Origin of the sequence: Streptomyces synnematoformans (genome assembly GCF_039531005.1) — a bacterium.
GTDB classification, from domain to species: Bacteria; Actinomycetota; Actinomycetes; order Streptomycetales; family Streptomycetaceae; genus Streptomyces; species Streptomyces synnematoformans.
Genome location: NZ_BAAAPF010000161.1, coordinates 1 through 15,961, shown reverse-complemented (window position 1 = coordinate 15,961; position 15,961 = coordinate 1). Strand labels below are relative to the sequence as shown.

At 71.7% G+C, this 15,961-nt stretch carries 16 protein-coding genes; 7 read left to right on the top strand and 9 right to left on the bottom strand.

Features of this window, described 5'->3' with window-relative positions; translation table 11 throughout:
* From ABD317_RS22115 to ABD317_RS22105, 3 genes are all read right to left on the bottom strand, one after another.
* The coding region (locus ABD317_RS22115) for an MBL fold metallo-hydrolase (protein WP_344291679.1) at nt 1-1,150 on the bottom strand (1,150 nt) is incomplete at its 3' end.
* A gap of 107 nt (nt 1,151-1,257) precedes the next feature.
* Nucleotides 1,258-1,623, bottom strand: a complete 366-nt coding sequence (locus ABD317_RS22110; RefSeq protein ID WP_344291678.1) for a hypothetical protein — start codon at nt 1,621-1,623, stop codon at nt 1,258-1,260.
* Nucleotides 1,624-1,817: 194 nt separating this feature from the next.
* Nucleotides 1,818-3,200: a glycine--tRNA ligase gene (locus ABD317_RS22105; RefSeq protein WP_344291677.1), complete on the bottom strand. Its 1,383-nt coding sequence runs from the start codon at nt 3,198-3,200 to the stop codon at nt 1,818-1,820.
* 126 nt (nt 3,201-3,326) lie between these two features.
* Between ABD317_RS22105 and ABD317_RS22100 the strand changes: the two genes are divergently transcribed.
* The 4 genes from ABD317_RS22100 (at nt 3,327) to ABD317_RS22085 (ending at nt 6,616) form a co-directional block, all read left to right on the top strand.
* Entirely contained in the window at nt 3,327-4,391 is a 1,065-nt protein-coding gene (locus ABD317_RS22100; RefSeq protein ID WP_344291676.1) for a metal ABC transporter substrate-binding protein, read from the top strand.
* A gap of 43 nt (nt 4,392-4,434) precedes the next feature.
* Nucleotides 4,435-5,199 (top strand): metal ABC transporter ATP-binding protein, encoded by a 765-nt coding sequence (locus tag ABD317_RS22095; RefSeq protein ID WP_344291675.1) that lies wholly within the window; start codon nt 4,435-4,437, stop codon nt 5,197-5,199.
* Nucleotides 5,196-6,098: a metal ABC transporter permease gene (locus ABD317_RS22090; RefSeq protein WP_344291674.1), complete on the top strand. Its 903-nt coding sequence runs from the start codon at nt 5,196-5,198 to the stop codon at nt 6,096-6,098. The genes ABD317_RS22095 and ABD317_RS22090 overlap by 4 nt, the downstream gene beginning before the upstream one ends.
* A gap of 98 nt (nt 6,099-6,196) precedes the next feature.
* Nucleotides 6,197-6,616 (top strand): transcriptional repressor, encoded by a 420-nt coding sequence (locus tag ABD317_RS22085; protein ID WP_027753314.1) that lies wholly within the window; start codon nt 6,197-6,199, stop codon nt 6,614-6,616.
* 77 nt (nt 6,617-6,693) lie between these two features.
* Here the strand turns inward: ABD317_RS22085 and ABD317_RS22080 are convergent, their stop codons facing one another.
* From ABD317_RS22080 to ABD317_RS22055, 6 genes are all read right to left on the bottom strand, one after another.
* Nucleotides 6,694-7,029, bottom strand: a complete 336-nt coding sequence (locus ABD317_RS22080) for a nucleoside triphosphate pyrophosphohydrolase family protein (protein WP_027753315.1) — start codon at nt 7,027-7,029, stop codon at nt 6,694-6,696.
* Nucleotides 7,030-7,048: 19 nt separating this feature from the next.
* Nucleotides 7,049-7,858 carry an exonuclease/endonuclease/phosphatase family protein gene (locus ABD317_RS22075; RefSeq protein ID WP_344291672.1) on the bottom strand — a complete coding sequence of 270 codons (810 nt, stop codon included), beginning with the start codon at nt 7,856-7,858 and terminating at the stop codon, nt 7,049-7,051.
* Between the two features lie 18 nt (nt 7,859-7,876).
* A complete protein-coding gene (gene tmk / locus ABD317_RS22070) occupies nt 7,877-8,464 on the bottom strand; it encodes a dTMP kinase (protein ID WP_344291671.1) in 588 nt (195 codons plus the stop codon).
* The gene (locus ABD317_RS22065; RefSeq protein ID WP_344291670.1) at nt 8,461-9,567 is read right to left on the bottom strand and encodes a radical SAM protein; all 1,107 of its coding nucleotides are present in this window, start codon (nt 9,565-9,567) and stop codon (nt 8,461-8,463) included. The genes tmk and ABD317_RS22065 overlap by 4 nt, the downstream gene beginning before the upstream one ends.
* A gap of 194 nt (nt 9,568-9,761) precedes the next feature.
* A complete protein-coding gene (locus ABD317_RS22060) occupies nt 9,762-10,463 on the bottom strand; it encodes an ATP-binding protein (RefSeq protein WP_344291669.1) in 702 nt (233 codons plus the stop codon).
* 39 nt (nt 10,464-10,502) lie between these two features.
* The gene (locus tag ABD317_RS22055) at nt 10,503-11,768 is read right to left on the bottom strand and encodes a helix-turn-helix domain-containing protein (protein WP_344291668.1); all 1,266 of its coding nucleotides are present in this window, start codon (nt 11,766-11,768) and stop codon (nt 10,503-10,505) included.
* A gap of 137 nt (nt 11,769-11,905) precedes the next feature.
* On the opposite strand from ABD317_RS22055, the gene ABD317_RS22050 reads away from it, so the two are divergent.
* From ABD317_RS22050 to ABD317_RS22040, 3 genes are all read left to right on the top strand, one after another.
* On the top strand, nt 11,906-12,172 hold the full coding sequence (locus tag ABD317_RS22050) for a protealysin inhibitor emfourin (RefSeq protein ID WP_344291667.1): 267 nt from the start codon (nt 11,906-11,908) through the stop codon (nt 12,170-12,172).
* 137 nt (nt 12,173-12,309) lie between these two features.
* A complete protein-coding gene (locus ABD317_RS22045; protein WP_344291666.1) occupies nt 12,310-14,457 on the top strand; it encodes an MMPL family transporter in 2,148 nt (715 codons plus the stop codon).
* A gap of 178 nt (nt 14,458-14,635) precedes the next feature.
* A partial coding sequence (locus tag ABD317_RS22040) for a sensor histidine kinase (RefSeq protein WP_344291665.1) occupies nt 14,636-15,961 on the top strand: 1,326 nt, incomplete at its 3' end.

The window sequence follows — 15,961 nt, the reverse complement described above, 5'->3', positions numbered from 1 at the left end:
CGCCCTGCGGCTGGCGCGCACCTGGATACGGATCTGCCGCAGGTCGGCCGCCGCCTCCGCCCGGCTGCGGGGTGCGCGCGGGGGCGGCGATCTCCTGCCACCACGGCGCCGCCGGCAGCGTCTCAGCCGCCGGCTCGAACGGCTCCCCGGGGCGGGGGATCGCCGCGCGCACGCCGGCCGCGGACGCCGCCGCGGCGGTGCGTTCCGCCGGCTCCTCCCAGCGGTGCGGGGCGAGGTTGAACGTCCCCCAGTGGATGGGCAGCAGCACCCCGCCGCACAGGTCGAGGTGGGCCCGTACGCCCTCCTCCGGGGTCATGTGGATGTCCGGCCAGAAGTCGCTGTACGCGCCGATCTGCACCATCGCCGCGTCGAACGGCCCGTGGCCGGCGCCGATGCCGGCGAAGCCGGGGAAGTAGCCGGTGTCGCCGCTGTGGAAGACCCGGTGCTCCGGGCCGCGCACGGACCAGGAGGCCCACAGCGTGCGCTGCTTGTTGCGGATGCCGCGGCCGCAGAAGTGGCGGGCGGGGGTCGCGGTGAGGGTCAGCCCCGCGACCTCGGCGGACTCGTGCCAGTCCAGCTCGGCGATGCGGTCCTGCGGTACGCCCCAGCGCTCCAGGTGGGCGCCGACGCCCAGCGGCACGGCGAACTGCACGTCGGCGGAGACCGCCCTGCGCAGGTCCCGGACCGTCGACATGTCGAGGTGGTCGTAGTGGTCGTGGGAGATCACCACCGCGTCGAGCGGGCCGAGGTCGGCGAGCGGCAGCGGCACGGGGTGGAAGCGGCGCGGGCCGACGAAGGAGAACGGCGAGCAGCGCTCGCCGAAGACCGGGTCGAAGAGGACCCGGCGGCCGTCGATCTCGGCGAGGACGGTGGCGTGGCCGAGCCAGGTCAGGCGCAGCCCGTCGGCGGGCGGTGCGGACAGGTCGGGGCGCTGCACGGGGACGGGACCGGCGGGTGTGCGGCCGTCGCGGCGGAGCAGGGCGCGGATCATCTCGCCGCGGGAACCGCCGCCGGACCGCGGGGTGATGGCGGCGGGGACGGGGTTGCGGAACGCGCCGGCCTCCGGGTCGTAGTTCGGCGAGCTGAGGATCCGCGCCAGCCGGGCACCCGCCGGCTCGGCGCCGAAGGACGCGGGGCGGACTCGACGCATGGGCCACTCCTTGGTCTGGTGACTGTGGAGTCAACGGCGACGGGACCGGTGATGTTCCGGAGCGCCGGATTCAGCCGGCCGTACGGTGTACGCCCCGGGCGAACGGTCTACGCCCCGCCCTCCGACGCCGCCCCGGCCCCCGGCTCCGTCCCGCCCTCCGACGCCGCCCCGGCCCCCGGCGCCGCCCCGCCCTCCGACGCCGCACCGGCCTCCGGCACCGCACCGCCCTCCGGCGCCGCACCCGGCTCCGCCCCGGGGCCGAGCCCGCCCTGCCGGTCGGCGGCGACCGCCGCGCCGTGCTCCTCCGCCAGGTGCTCCTCGGCCTTCAGCCAGGGCAGGAACTGCGCGGACCGGCTCCATTTGCAGCTGCCGCACTCCAGCCGCCGCCGGGCCCCCGCCCCCGTGACCCGCACGGTGTGCTCCGCTCCCGCCGGATCGGTGCCTGTGACCCGGCTGTTCGCCATCGCGTGCATCCACGCCTCCCCTGGTCGACCTCGACGTCGACGACGCCGTAGCCCGCAGCAAGGCATCGTCCGGTCGCTGTGTCAATCCCTTCTCATCCCCCGTCCCCCACACCTCATGCCCGCGCCCGCGCCGGACGCACGGCGCCCCCGGCACCGCGGAGCGCGGTGCCGGGGGCGCCGTCGTACGTACCGGCGAGCCGGGGTCAGCAGCCGAGGAGGCGGCCCGCGAGGTAGCTCTCGACCTGGTCGAGGGAGACGCGCTCCTGCTTCATGGTGTCGCGCTCGCGCACGGTGACGGCGTTGTCGTCGAGGGTGTCGAAGTCGACGGTGATGCAGTAGGGCGTGCCGATCTCGTCCTGGCGGCGGTAGCGGCGGCCGATGGCGCCGGCGTCGTCGAACTCGATGTTCCAGTGGCCGCGGAGGTCGGCGGCGAGCCCTTTGGCCTTGGGGGAGAGTTCGGGGTTGCGGGAGAGCGGGAGGACCGCGGCCTTGACGGGGGCGAGGCGGGGGTCGAGGCGCATGACGGTGCGCTTCTCCATCTTGCCCTTGGCGTTGGGGGCCTCGTCCTCGACGTAGGCGTCGAGCATGAAGGCGAGCATGGTGCGGCCGACGCCGGCGGCGGGCTCGATGACGTACGGCGTCCAGCGCTCGCCGGCCTCCTGGTCGAAGAAGGAGAGGTCCTGGCCGGAGGCGGCGGAGTGGGCCTTGAGGTCGAAGTCCGTGCGGTTGGCGATGCCCTCCAGCTCGCCCCACTGGGAGCCGGCGAAGTCGAAGCGGTACTCGATGTCGACGGTGCGCTTGGCGTAGTGGGAGAGCTTGTCCTTGGGGTGCTCGAACCAGCGGAGGTTGGCCTCCTGCAGGCCGAGGCCGGTGTACCAGTTCCAGCGCTGCTGCATCCAGTACTCGTGCCAGCTCTCGTCCTCGCCGGGCCGGACGAAGAATTCCATCTCCATCTGCTCGAACTCGCGGGTGCGGAAGATGAAGTTGCCGGGGGTGATCTCGTTGCGGAAGGACTTGCCGGTCTGGGCGATGCCGAACGGCGGCTTCCTCCGCGAGGAGGTCTGGACCTGCATGAAGTTCGTGAAGATGCCCTGGGCGGTCTCGGGGCGCAGGAAGGTCTCGGAGCCGGCGTCCTGGGTGGGGCCGAGGTGGGTGGAGAGCAGGCCGGAGAACTGCTTGGGCTCGGTGAAGCCGCCCTTGTTGCCGCAGTGGGGGCAGTTGATGTCGGCGAGGCCGCCGGCGGGCGGGCGGCCGTGCTTGGCCTCGTACGCCTCTTCGAGGTGGTCGGCGCGGAAGCGCTTGTGGCACGACGTGCACTCGGTGAGGGGGTCGGTGAAGGTGGCGACGTGGCCGGACGCCTCCCAGACCTCGCGGGCGAGGATGACGGAGGAGTCGAGGCCGACGACGTCGTCGCGGGAGGTGACCATGTTGCGCCACCACTGGCGCTTGATGTTCTCCTTGAGCTCTACGCCGAGAGGGCCGTAGTCCCAGGCGGCGCGCTGGCCGCCGTAGATCTCGCTGCACGGGTAGACGAAGCCACGGCGCTTGCTCAGGCTGACGATGGTGTCGATCTTGTCGGCGGCCACGGTGCTCTCTTCATTACGACGACGAAGCGGTGCTCCAGGTTACCGGCGGCGGTGCCCTCCGTTTCAAATCGGGGGCGCCGCGAAATTTTTTGACAATCGTTTCCATCTTTGCTGAAAATGAGTGTCATGAGAGCTAGCCGCCGGTCCATATCCGGCCTCACCCCGGCCGCCGCGGCGGCGCTGTCCGCCGCCGTCCTGACCCTGTCCGCCTGCGGCGACGGGGACACGGGGACGACGACGGAGGACGGCAAGCTGCGGGTGACGACGTCGTTCTACCCCATGCAGTTCCTCGCCGAGGAGATAGGCGGGCGGCACGCCGAGGTCGACACGCTGACGAAGCCGGGGACGGAGCCCCACGACCTGGAGCTGAGCCCGCGGCAGACGGGCGACCTGGCGGACGCGGGGCTGATCGTCTACCTGAAGGACATGCAGCCGGCCGTGGACGAGGCCATCGAGCAGTCCGGCGCGGAGCACGTCGTGGAGGCGTCGGAGTTCACCACGCTGGAGAAGCACGGGACCGAGGAAGACGGCCACGACCACGGCCACGAGGGCGACGAGCACGCGGAAGACGAGCACGCCGACGAGCACGCCGACGAGCACGCGGAAGACGAGCACGCCGAAGAGGAAGCCGACGGGGGTCACGAGGGCCACGACCACGGCGGCGAGGACGGCGCCGACCCGCACATCTGGCTGGACCCCGTGCGCTACGCGGAGGTCGCCGAGGGCGTCGGCAAGGCGATGGCGAAGGCCGACCCGGACCACGCGGCCGCGTACAAGAAGAACGCCGCCGAGCTGGCGGACCGGCTGCACAAGCTGGACGCCGCGTTCGCCGCCGGGCTGGAGAACCGGCGTACGGACACCTTCATCACCACCCACGCCGCCTTCGGGTACATCGCCGACCGCTACGGCCTCGTCCAGGAGTCGATCAAGGGGATCAGCCCGGAGTCGGAGCCGAGCGCCGCCCGGATGCAGCAGTTGCAGGACATCGCCGAGGACGACGGCGTGACGACGGTGTTCTTCGAGACGTTGGTCAGCGACAAGACGGCACGTACGCTCGCGGGTGACCTCGGCCTGGAGACGGACGTGCTCGACCCGATCGAGGGCGTGACCGACAAGTCGAAGGGTGACGACTACTTCGAGATCATGGATGCGAACCTCGCGGCGCTGCAGAAGGCGCTAGGCGCGCAATGACCGGGGGCGCGCGATGACCGGGGTCGTGGCGGACGGAGCGGGCGTGACGGAGCCTGTGGTGGACCTGAGCGGCGCGACCGCCTCCCTGGGCGGGCGCGCGGTCCTCGGCGGCATCGACCTCACGGTCGCCCGCGGCGAGGTCGTGGCGCTGCTGGGGGCGAACGGCTCGGGGAAGTCGACGACGGTACGGGCCGTGGTGGGCCGGGTGCCGCTGACGTCCGGCGGGCTGAAGCTGTTCGGCACGCCGATCGCGCGGTTCCGGCAGTGGCGGCGGATCGGATACGTACCGCAGCGCTCGACGGCGGCGTCGGGGGTGCCCGCGTCGGTGCGCGAGGTGGTGTCGTCGGGGCGCCTGTCCCGCTCGCGGCTGCGCCCGCTGCGGCGCGCCGACCGGGCGGCGGTCGAGCGTGCGCTGCAGGTCGTGGGGCTGGCGGACCGGGCGAAGGAGTCGGTGAACCGGCTGTCCGGCGGGCAGCACCAGCGGGTGCTGATCGCGCGGGCGCTGGCGGCCGAGCCGGAGCTGCTGATCATGGACGAGCCGCTGGGCGGAGTGGACCTGCCGAGCCAGCGGATCCTGGCCGAGGCGCTGCGCACCCAGGTGGCCGGGGGCGCGTCGGTGCTGCTGGTGCTGCACGAGCTGGGGCCGCTGCAGCCGCTGATCGACCGCACGGTCGTGCTCAGCGACGGCCTGGTGGCCCGGGAGTACGGGCGCGGGGAGGCCGACGCCGCGGCCCGGGTCCACGACCTGGCGTGCCACCCGCACCCGGGCGAGCCGGCCGAGACGGACAGGACCGGGCTGCTGACATGACACTGGAGTTTCTGGAGCCGGCCTTCATGCAGCGCGCGCTGCTCGCGGCGCTGCTGGTGGGGATCGCGGCGCCCGCGGTGGGCATCTACCTGGTGCAGCGCCGCCAGGCGATCATGGGCGACGGCATCGGCCACGTGGCGCTGACGGGCGTCGCGCTGGGCTTCCTGCTGAACACCAGCCCGGTGTGGACGGCGGTGCTGGTGGCCGCGGCCGGCGCGGTGGCGATGGAGCTGATCCGCTCGTACGGCCGGACACGCGGCGACCTGGCGCTGGCGATGCTCTTCTACGGGGGCATGGCCGGCGGCGTGCTGCTGATCAACCTGGCGCCGAACGGATCGACGGCCAACCTGACCACGTACCTCTTCGGGTCGGTGACGACGGTGTCGGGCTCCGACGTGGTGGCGATCGTGTGGCTGTCGGCGTTCGTGCTGCTGGTGACCCTGGGGCTGCGGCGGCAGTTCTTCGCGATCTGCCAGGACGAGGAGTTCGCGAAGGTCACCGGGCTGCCGGTGCGGTCGCTGAACCTGCTGCTGGCGGTGACGGCGGCGGTGACCGTCACGGTCGCCATGCGCGTGGTGGGGCTGCTGCTGGTCAGCGCGCTGATGGTGATCCCGGTGGCGGCGGCGCAGCAGGCGACGCGCGCGTTCGCGGCGACGCTGGCGGTGGCGGTGGCGATGGGCGTGGTGACGACGCTGTCGGGCACCGTGTTCTCGTACTACGTGGACGTGCCCCCGGGAGCGACCATCGTCCTGTTTGCACTGGGCCTGTTTCTGCTGGTCACGGCGTTGGCCGTGCCGCTGGCGCGGCTGCGGTCCCGGGCCGGGGACGAGCCCGGCGGCGGGTCCGGCAAGACGGCGGCGGAGCCGGTCCGGGCCCCCGCGGGCGGGGGGCCGCGGTGAAGACGGCTGCCGCGCCCGTGCCCGTTCCCGGCGGTGCTGCTGGCACAATGGCGGCTCGTGGGGCGGACAGGGCTTCGAGCGAGCAGCAGGAGGCAAGGGTGACGACCGCAGGTCCCCCGGTACGCGGCCGGTCGACGCGGCAGCGCGCGGCGGTGGCCGCGGCGCTCGCGGAGGTCGACGAGTTCCGGAGTGCCCAGGAACTGCACGACATGCTGCGGCACCGCGGCGAGTCCGTGGGGCTGACGACCGTGTACCGCACGCTCCAGTCGCTGGCGGACGCGGGCGACGTCGACGTGCTGCGCACCACGGAGGGCGAGGCGGTGTACCGCCGCTGCAGCACCGGTGAACACCACCACCACCTGGTGTGCCGGGTGTGCGGCAAGGCGGTGGAGGTCGACGGCCCGGCGGTGGAGCGCTGGGCGGAGTCGATCGCGGCGGAACACGGCTTCGTGGACGTGGCGCACACGGTGGAGGTCTTCGGCACGTGCGCAGACTGCGCCGCGGAGGCCCGGGGCTGACCCGGCGAGTCTGACCACGCCGGGCCACCCGCTGGCCCACCCCGCGATGCCCCGGACCCGTCCGGCCGCACCGCCCGCTACGCGGGCCCGCGCTTCACCGAGGCCCGGTGCGCGCGATCCGCGATCTCCCGAAGCCTCGCGTCGAAGACGACGCCGGGATCTTCGGTGACCGAGGCGAGCGCCACCATGCTCGTCGCGATCACGTCGCACAGTTCCTTGCAGACATCGTCGGCCGTATGGGTCCTCCCCTTTCGCGGGTTCGTGCCGAGCAGCCCGTGCACGGCTTCGGCGACCTCGCCGAACTCTTCCCCGATCTTGAGGATGCGCAGCAGCCGCGCGGTCTGCCCCGTCACGGGACTCTCCTCGTCCAACCACTCGCAGAGCGCCTCGATCGTTTCCCAGGTGTCGTTCATTGCGTCCTCGCGATGGGGGTCAGAAAAGTGAAGCCACAACGTCACCGGCGTGGGCGACCGGCCGCGTCTGCACAGGCGCCAGCGTGAACGACGTGCTCAGCGCGGAGTGATCGCTGAGCCGCCCCGGGCGGGTCCGCGGCTCATGGACGTAGAAGCAGCCGCGCAGTTCGGCGGCGAGAAGTCCGGAGACGTGCGCGTGGTCGTAGCGGTAGCCGTCACCGGTACGCCCCACCCAGGAGTACTCAGCGGCCTCGGGGTGGAGCATCCGGAACGCATCGCGGTACCCGGATTCGCCCAACCACTCGTAGAAGCCGTACTCGAACTCCCGGAAGAACCGGTACGCCGGCCTGTGGCCGGGCTCAAGGACGTTGAAGTCCCCGATCAGCAACCGCAATCCGCTCCGGCCACCGGGAAGGCCATCCCGGCAGTGCTCCAGGAACCTCCGTTTCCGGAGCGTCTTCGCTTCCGATGCATCCCTGGAGGGCACGTACAGACCGATCACGTCGAGTGGCCCGCCGCTCGACGACACCGTCACGGACACAGCCCGATGGGGGAGGTATCCGACAATGGCCGGCCCGGGCTGTGTGATGAGTCTGCTCACGACCATCACACCGCGTTCGCCGCGCTCCGGCCGAGGGAACACCACCTCGTAACCGGCTTCGGTGAACCGGGATGCCAGGAGCGAGCAGCCCTTGCTGTCCGCAGCCTCGGTGAGCACGAGAATCTGCTCGGGCCGGGCTGCGAGGTAGCCGAGCTGCCGCTCCGCGCGCTCCTGGGACGGGTTGTTGAGATTGAACGTCAGCACGTCGAGCGTCGGCTGACCGGTCATGAGCTGTACCTATCTGTGCTAGATCGCCTCGACGATTCTGCGGGCGAGGGCGTCCGGCTCCTCCACGGCCGTGTCGAGCCGGAGAACCCGGACGCCGACGACTTCGAGAAACCTAGCGGCTTCCTGGAAACCGACCCACTCTTGCAGACTCTTGTTCTCGCGCTCGTAGCGACTGTGCGCGCCGCGGTCTTTCAACCGGGCCCGGAGGACATCGACGCGGGCGTTGAGGATGACGGCCAGGTCGGGTCTGTCGGCATGGCTGTTCAGCTTCCACACCGTTTCGGGGGCGAGGCCGTCGATCCCCTGCAGCACCAGTGACGAGGCGATGTACCGGTCGCACACCACGACCTCGCCACGCCGCAGGGCAGGGCGTACGACGTGTGTGAGGTGCTGGTGGCGGTCGGCGGCGACCAGGCAGGCCATCGCCATGCCACGGTAGTCGTCGGTGCCGTTGCGGGCGAGCCGGCCCAGCGGGGTGTCGCTGGGTTCCCGTGTTTCCAGGGCCGGGACCGACTCGGCGCGGAGCCGGCTGACGACGGCGGACGTGATCGTGGACTTGCCGACCCCACCGGGGCCGTCGATGGTCAGGAAACTCGCGGGCTTCACGACACATCGACCACGGACAGCATGCGTGAGTGGCGGGGCACGACGGGGCACAGCTCGCTGTCCACCTCGCCGACGCGGTGTCCTGCTGCGACGACCGCGGCGGGGCAGCCCTTCCCGCACGAGGAGTTCATGGAACAGGCACGGCACGTGCTGTTGGAGCCCAGGTCCCACCGCTCGTGAAACCGGTAGCCGTCGAGCCGGTCGGCGATGTCGTCATGCTCCCACACGTTCCCGACGATGAAGTCGGTGTCCGGGTGCAGGCTGGCTTTCGAACGGGCCGCGAACACCAGGTAGGGGCAGACAGCCACCTCACCCTGGGTGAAGACGTAGATGATCGTACCCGCCTCGCACCCGGCGAGCGGCTTGTCCTCGTTCGGGAACCGGATGTGGACCATGTCCAGGCCGTCATCGACGAAGGGGAGCGTCAGGTCCCGGATGTGCCGCATACGGTCGTCCGGCCGACGGAGCTTGCGCGAGCTGTTCGCCCCCCGGCCCATCTCGCCGAGCGGGTTCATCAGCACGTACGTGGCCCCCTGGTCCCTGGCGAGGGCACACAGCTGCGCGTACTCGTGGTCTTCGGCGAGGTTGTTCGGCGTGCACAGCAGTCCTTGCAGGATGCCGGCGCGGGCGAACCGCTTCACCGTCTCCACGGTCTCGTCGAACCCTTCCGGCCGGCCGCGGAAGCGGCCGTGCGAGTCGGCCGAGAATCCGTCCAGGCTCACGTTCATATGGGCGCCCAGTTCACTCAGTTCGCTGATCTGCTCGTCGCTGACCAGGGTGGCGTTCGTGCACACCCCGACGTCCATCCCCGCCTTGCGGAAGGCGCGGGCGATGTCGAGCAGGTCGCGGTGCATGAACGGCTCACCGCCGGTGAGCGTCACCTTGGTCACGCGGGCGTCGGCCAGTTGGGGAATCAAGCGCTTCCGGATCTGCTCCAGCGGCATGTAGTCGCCACGCGGGGTCGCCGAGACGAAGCAGTGCGCGCACTTCTCGTTGCAGGGCTCAGCGATCTGGATGAGAGCCTTGCGGAAGGGATGGTCGACGGTCGTGCGGAAGTAGCACGAGGCGGCCTGGTCAGCGGTGCGGATCGGACGTGCAGTCATCGCTGCCTCCGTCGTCGCGGGTGGACAGGGGCGGTGTCCTGCCCGTCTCGCGAACGAGGCAGGACGCAGGTGGTTGAGTGGGTGGTGCCGGCGGCGCGGGAAGTCGGTTCAGTCCACCGAAGCGATCCCGGCGGCGAGGATGACGAGAACGCCGATGAGGATGCCGACGTAGATCAGCTCGGCAAAGCGCCCGTTCACGAGTCCTCTGCAGGAACGTCGAGGTCCGCCCAAACGCGCTTGCCCCACGGCAGTGGGTCGGCTCCCCATGCCGAGGAGAACCCGGCGACCGTGGCCAGGCCGCGCCCGGATTCGTCGTCCGCGGTGGCGTCGATGAGCGTCGGCATGGTCCGGGAGAAGTCGACGACCGCGACCCTGACGCGCCGAGGTCCGACCCGTGACACCCGGACGACCACGGCTGCCAGACGCGCGTGCCGCACCGTGTTCGTCACCAGTTCGCTGACGACGAGGCTCACCGCCTGGTCTCCGGCCTCCAGCGACCAAGCGCGCAGTGAGGCGGATGCCAGCCTGCGTGCCCTGGCCACCGACATCTCGGTGCGTGGCAAGGTCTCGCAGCAGCTTGGTGCCCCACCGCCTGGGAGCCGGCCGAACGCCTCGGGCGGAGGCATCACGGACTCGTTCCAAGTGGTTCCGTCCGGAGCATCGTCCTCGTGGGGGTGGAGGTCATCCAGGCGCGCCGTCCATTCCCTGCCGCCGCCGGGCGCGCACAGGTGATAGACGGGCACACCGGTGTCTTCGGGGAGGGCGACGATGACGCCCGCACGCTGGTGGGGGACGTCGAGGACGATGTCCCCCCGCCGGGGAGCCCAACCGACGGCTACGTCGGCCAGAGACCGGCGGCGGGTCTCCTCCTGCGGTGAGTGTTTCGCTGCCGTCATGCAACGGAAGGTATTGGCTCCGTCACAGCTGATTATGAATCAGCGGAATAGCCCCTGCTCATCGAGGCGAAATCGATGCGACATGCGGCGTAGCCGTTCACGTGTGGCGGTTCGCTCGGCGTAGATGAGCTGCCGAAGGGTGGCACGGCCGATGGGGTGGTTGCGCACCAGCTCCGGCGCCAGTTGCTCGGCCTTCAGCAGTTCCTTGAGCGCCTTGTCCCGGCTGCCGTCCCAGAGGAAGGCCCTGGAGAGGTCCATGTGGTGGTGTCCTCGGCGAGAGTTTGGCAGGGCGTCGATGTGCCGCCGATGGGCTTCGTCGTTCAGCCGGTCATTCAGCCGCAGTGCCGTGGACTGGTTGCCCATCTCCAGCTGGACGCTGATGGCGTGGATCTCCACGTTGCCGGTGGAGAACGTCAGCGTGGCCCGATCGTGGAGCGGCGGCCCCGTGTAGGTGTCCGCCTTCTCGCCTGCCTCGCGGGCGAGGCTGATGCGGTGTGCGGCCTCAGCCTCGTTGTTCGCTCGCGAGGCAGAGACCGCGGCCCGCAGTTGCAGCGCTCCCCACAGGCGCACGGCAAGCTGGTCGTGCCGGTCGTAGTCGTCCTGGACGTTGCGCAGCGCCCTGTCGGCCAGGGCGAGGGAATCGGCCCAATCGGCCGTCGCCCACATGTCCCACACCCGCATCCAGTCCGCGACGGCGGGCATCAACGGGTCGCCGGACAGCCTGGCGGACCAGGCGGCGCGCTCGCACGCCATGGCGACCAGTTCGGGGTGGCCGAGGGCATGCGCGGCCGTGTGGGCGAACTTGCAGCAGATCGCGTAGATGCCGTATGCCTCCTCCCGCTCGTGTCCGTGTGAGACGTCAGCCAGAGCGCGCGCCTCGCGGAACATGTCCGGCAGGGTGCGCAGGACCGCAACGTTGGCGGCGGCGTCACGCAGTCGGTGCAGGCACTTCATGTCCTGCCACAGGACATCCGAACTGCGCGGAGTGCCGGTGAACACGGGAGGGAGGTCGTAACGGCGCAGCTCCCGCAGGATCGACGCGGCGGCCACCTGCCACCGGGCCTCCCCCGGGGCGACCTCGTACGGCCGGTCTATCAGCTCGTTCGGGTGACAGTGCAGCGCGGCGGCGAGCTGGTTGATCAGCGTGGTGCGGTCCAGCTCCAGGCGGCCGTTCTCGACCCGGGAAAGCCAGGCCTGTTTCTTGCCGACCGCCGCGGCCAGATCGGCTTGCGTCATTCCGAGCTGAAGACGTCGCCGCTTGATACGGCGTCCGATCGCCTCCTGCTCTTCCAGCGGGTACGGCACAAGGGACTCCGTTCTTACCTCGACAACCAAAACGGTACCCGGACCGACCCGGGACAGCAGCCGGTCAGTGACGTCCGCTCCGTCCGGCACAGTCGGACCAGGAGGGTGCCCCGCCGCCGGCGGGGTAGGGGTGGGGCATGCGCATCACCGTCATCCGTACCGGGGGCTTCGCGGGGCTGACCCGCGAGGCCACCCTGGACACGGCCGGCCGCCCCGACGCGGCCGGCCTGGAGGCGCTGGCCCACCGGGCGCTCGCGCAGGGCAGCGCCGCGCCGCCGGCGGGCGTGCCCGACGGCTTCGCGTACCGCATCACCGCCGGCGGCCGCACCGCGCACTGCGCGGACCCGCGGCTCACCGAAGCCCAGCGTGCGCTGGTGACGGCTGTGCTGAAAGAGGGCGCGTAGTACTCCCGGGGGAGTAAGGGCGAGCTGAGAACACCCCGAGCAGTAGGGCGGGTTTGGCACCTGGGAGCGAAGAACCGTGCCGGACCGCCGGGAGAAGCTGAGGTCAGTTCAGCTTATTCCCGGAGGGAGAGCCCCCTATGGGCGCCGTCACCGCACCACCCGAAGGGCCGACCGGCTCGGCAACACGGCCCAGGCGCCGCTGGCTTCCCTGGGCCGTGCTCGGCCTGTGGATCGCGGTTCTCGCGATCGCCATGCCGTTCGGCAGCAAGCTCAGCGACTCGACCCGCGACCGTGCCATCGACTACCTGCCGGGGAGCGCCGACTCCACCCAGGTGGCCAAGCTCGTCGAGGAGATGCCCGGCGGGGACTCCCTCGACGGGATCCTCGTCTACCAGCGGGACGGCGGCGTCACCGCCGCCGACCGCGAACTCGCCACCGAGCACGCCGGGGACATCGCCGGCGGGTACGAGCTGGCGGGGGACCGCGCTCCTCAGGTCGTGCCCTCGGCGGACGGCAGCACGCTGATGGTGCCGTTCTCCATCGTCGGGCTGGCCGACGAGGACGCCCAGTTGGAGACGGTCGAGAAGATCCGCGACGAGACCGTCGCCGATCCCCCCGAGGGCCTGTCCGTCGAACTCGGCGGGCCGGCCGGCATCCAGGCCGACTCGGACGCCGTCTACGAACAGGTCGACGGCACGCTGATGTACGCCACGGCCGGCATCGTCACCATCCTGCTGATCATCACGTACCGCAGCCCGTTCCTGTGGCTGCTGCCGCTGATCTGCGTGGGCGTGGCGTCCATGAGCGCCATGGCCGTCGTCTACGGCCTCATCCAGGCCTTCGACCTGACGGTCAGCTCCATGAGTTCGGCGATGATGACGGTGCTCATCTTCGGCGCGGGAACGGACTACGCGCTGCTGCTCGTCGCCCGGTACCGCGAGGAACTGCGGCGCACCCCGGTGCCGCTGGAGGCGATGCTGCAGGCCGTGCGCAGGTGCGGCCCGGCGATCCTGGCCTCCTCCGGCACGGTCGCGGCCGGCCTGGTCTGCCTGGTGACCGCCGACCTCAACAGCACCGCGGGCCTGGGCCCGGTCGGCGCGGTCGGCGTGCTGTGCGCGCTCGCCGTGATGCTCACCCTGCTGCCGGCGCTCCTGGTGCTGTTCGGCCGGCGCATCTTCTGGCCGCTGATCCCCGCCTACGGCAGCGAGCCCAAGCGGCGCGGCTTCTTCGACCGGATGGGCACCTCGGTGGGCCGCCGCCCGGGCACGATCCTCGTCGGCGGCATGGTGCTGCTCGGCGCGCTGGCGCTCGGCACGTTCAACCTCCCGGGCAACCTCAAGCAGGAGGACGCCTTCATCGACAAGCCCGAGTCCATCACCGCGATGGAGAAGCTGAAGGAGGCGTACCCCGAGCAGGGCGCGCAGCCCATCGTCGTGGTCGCCGACTCGGACGGGGCCCAGGAGGCCCTGGCCACCGCGCGGAACGTCGAGGGCATCGCCTCGGCCGAGGTCTCCCGCGCCGGCAACGGGCACACCGAGATCACCGTGTTCGCCGCCGACCCGCCGCAGTCGGCGGGCGAGGACCGGGCGATCAAGGAGCTGCGCGCCGAACTGGGCGCCCTCGACGGCACCGACGCCGCGGTCGGCGGGCTGAGCGCCGAGGCCATGGACCTGGCGGAGGCCAACTCCAACGACCGCAAGCTCATCATCCCGCTCACGCTGGCCGCGGTACTGCTCATCCTCATCGTCCTGCTGCGCAGCCTCATCGCGCCGCTGGTGCTCACCGTCGCCGTGGTGGCGTCGTGGGGCGCGGCGATGGGCATCGGCGGCCTGGTCTTCGAGCCGGTCATGGGCTTCGCGGGCATCGGCGGCGAACTGGCGCTGCTCACCTTCGTCTTCGGGGTGGCGCTCGGCGTGGACTACGGCATCTTCCTGCTGCACCGGATGCGCGAGGAGGCGCTGAGCGGCGCGGACACCCGCACCGCGGCGCTGACCGCGCTGCGCCGCACCGGCGGCGTGATCGCCTCCGCGGGCGTGGTGCTGGCGGCGACGTTCGCGGCGCTGGCGACGATGCCGATGGTGATGATGTTCGAGATCGGCTTCGTCATCGCGGTCGGCGTGCTGCTCGACACCTTCCTGGTGCGGACGTACCTGGTCACCTCCGCCAGTTGGCTGCTGGGCCGGAGGGTCTGGTGGCCAGGACCGCTGGCGAAGCGGACGGAGACCCCGCCGGCGCAGCCGGACGCGGAGCGGGAACCCGAACCCGCGGGCGCGGCGGCGCGTTAGCGCCGGAACGGCGGCCGTACCCCGGTACGGCCCACGACCCCCCGGCCGAGTGGCGGCTCCCCCCGTGGCTGCCACCCGGCCGGGGCCCGGCCGTTTCCGGCTGGTTCCGGTCGGGGAGCCGCGCGGGCGGCGGCGTACACACACCTGGGGGGTTCCACCGGAGGGGCCGTAGGCGAGGATGGTTCTCATGCAGTCAGCGATGACCCGGCTGAAGCGGCTGGAGCAGCCGACGCGCCGGGACGTTCTCTTCACCGCGGTGGTCGGCGTGGTCGTCGCGTGTCTGGGGCTCTTCGGCAAGGTCGAGGAATCGGCGCACCGGCCCGACGCCGCGGGCTGGTTCCTGCTGCTGCTCATGGTGGCGGTGCTCGCCTGGCGCCGGCAGTACCCGATGGGCGTCTTCGTCGTGTCCTTCGTCATCGAGGCCCCGTACCACATCCTCGACAACGCCCACACCGCGCCGACGCCCACGATCCTGGTCGCGGTCTACTCCCTCGCGGTGGCCGGACCGCGGGTGCGCACCCTGCTGATCACCTGCGGGCTCGTCCTCTGCGCGGTGGTGATGCTGACGCTGCGCGACGTCGACCAGGGCACCGAGTTCCTGCGCACCTCCGGCTGGGTCATCTCCATCGCGCTGCTCGGCGAGGCGGTGCGGGTGCACCGCAACTACGTCGGCGCCATCGTCGAACGCGCCGAACGCGCCGAACGCACCCGCGAGGAGACCGCGGCCCGCCGGGTGGCCGAGGAACGGCTGCGCATCGCCCAGGACCTGCACGACCTGCTGGCGCACAGCATCACCCTCATCGGCGTGCAGACGTCGGTGGCCGCGCACCTGCTGGTCGCCGACCCCGACCGGCTGGACCGCACGGCGCTCGCCGACGCCCTCGACGGCATCGCGGGCACCTGCCGCGACGCGCGCGCCGAGCTGCGCACCACGCTGCAGGTGCTGCGCGCCGGCGATGCCGTGGAGGGCACCGGGCCGCCGCCCGGCCTGACGGGTCTGGACGACCTGGTCCAGGCGGCGCGGTCCGGCGGCGCGAAGGTGCACCTGGACGTCGCCGACGCCGCCCACGACGTGCCGCCGGGGGTGGGGGCGGCGGCGTACCGCATCGTGCAGCAGTCGCTGACCAACGCGGTGCAGCACGCCGGGTCCGCGGTGCAGGTCCGTATCGCCGTCGCGTACGACGAGGGGCCCGGCGCGCTGCGTATCGCCGTCGTCGACGACGGGCCCGAGAGCGGCGCTACGAACGGCGCCGCGAACGGCTCCGGGGCCGGCGCCGCGAACGGCTCCCGCGGCGGCGGCGCGGGGCTGGTGAAGCCCGCCGCCGCCGCACCGGCGGCGGCCGAACCCGCCCGCTCCGGCTACGGCCTCGTCGGCATGCGCGAGCGGGCCGGCAGCGTCGGCGGCACCCTCGAAGCGGCCCGCCGCACGGACGCCGCGGGCTTCGCGGTCACCGCCGTGCTGCCGTGCGCGGCGGCCGGGCCCGGCGACGGCGCCCGGGGCGCC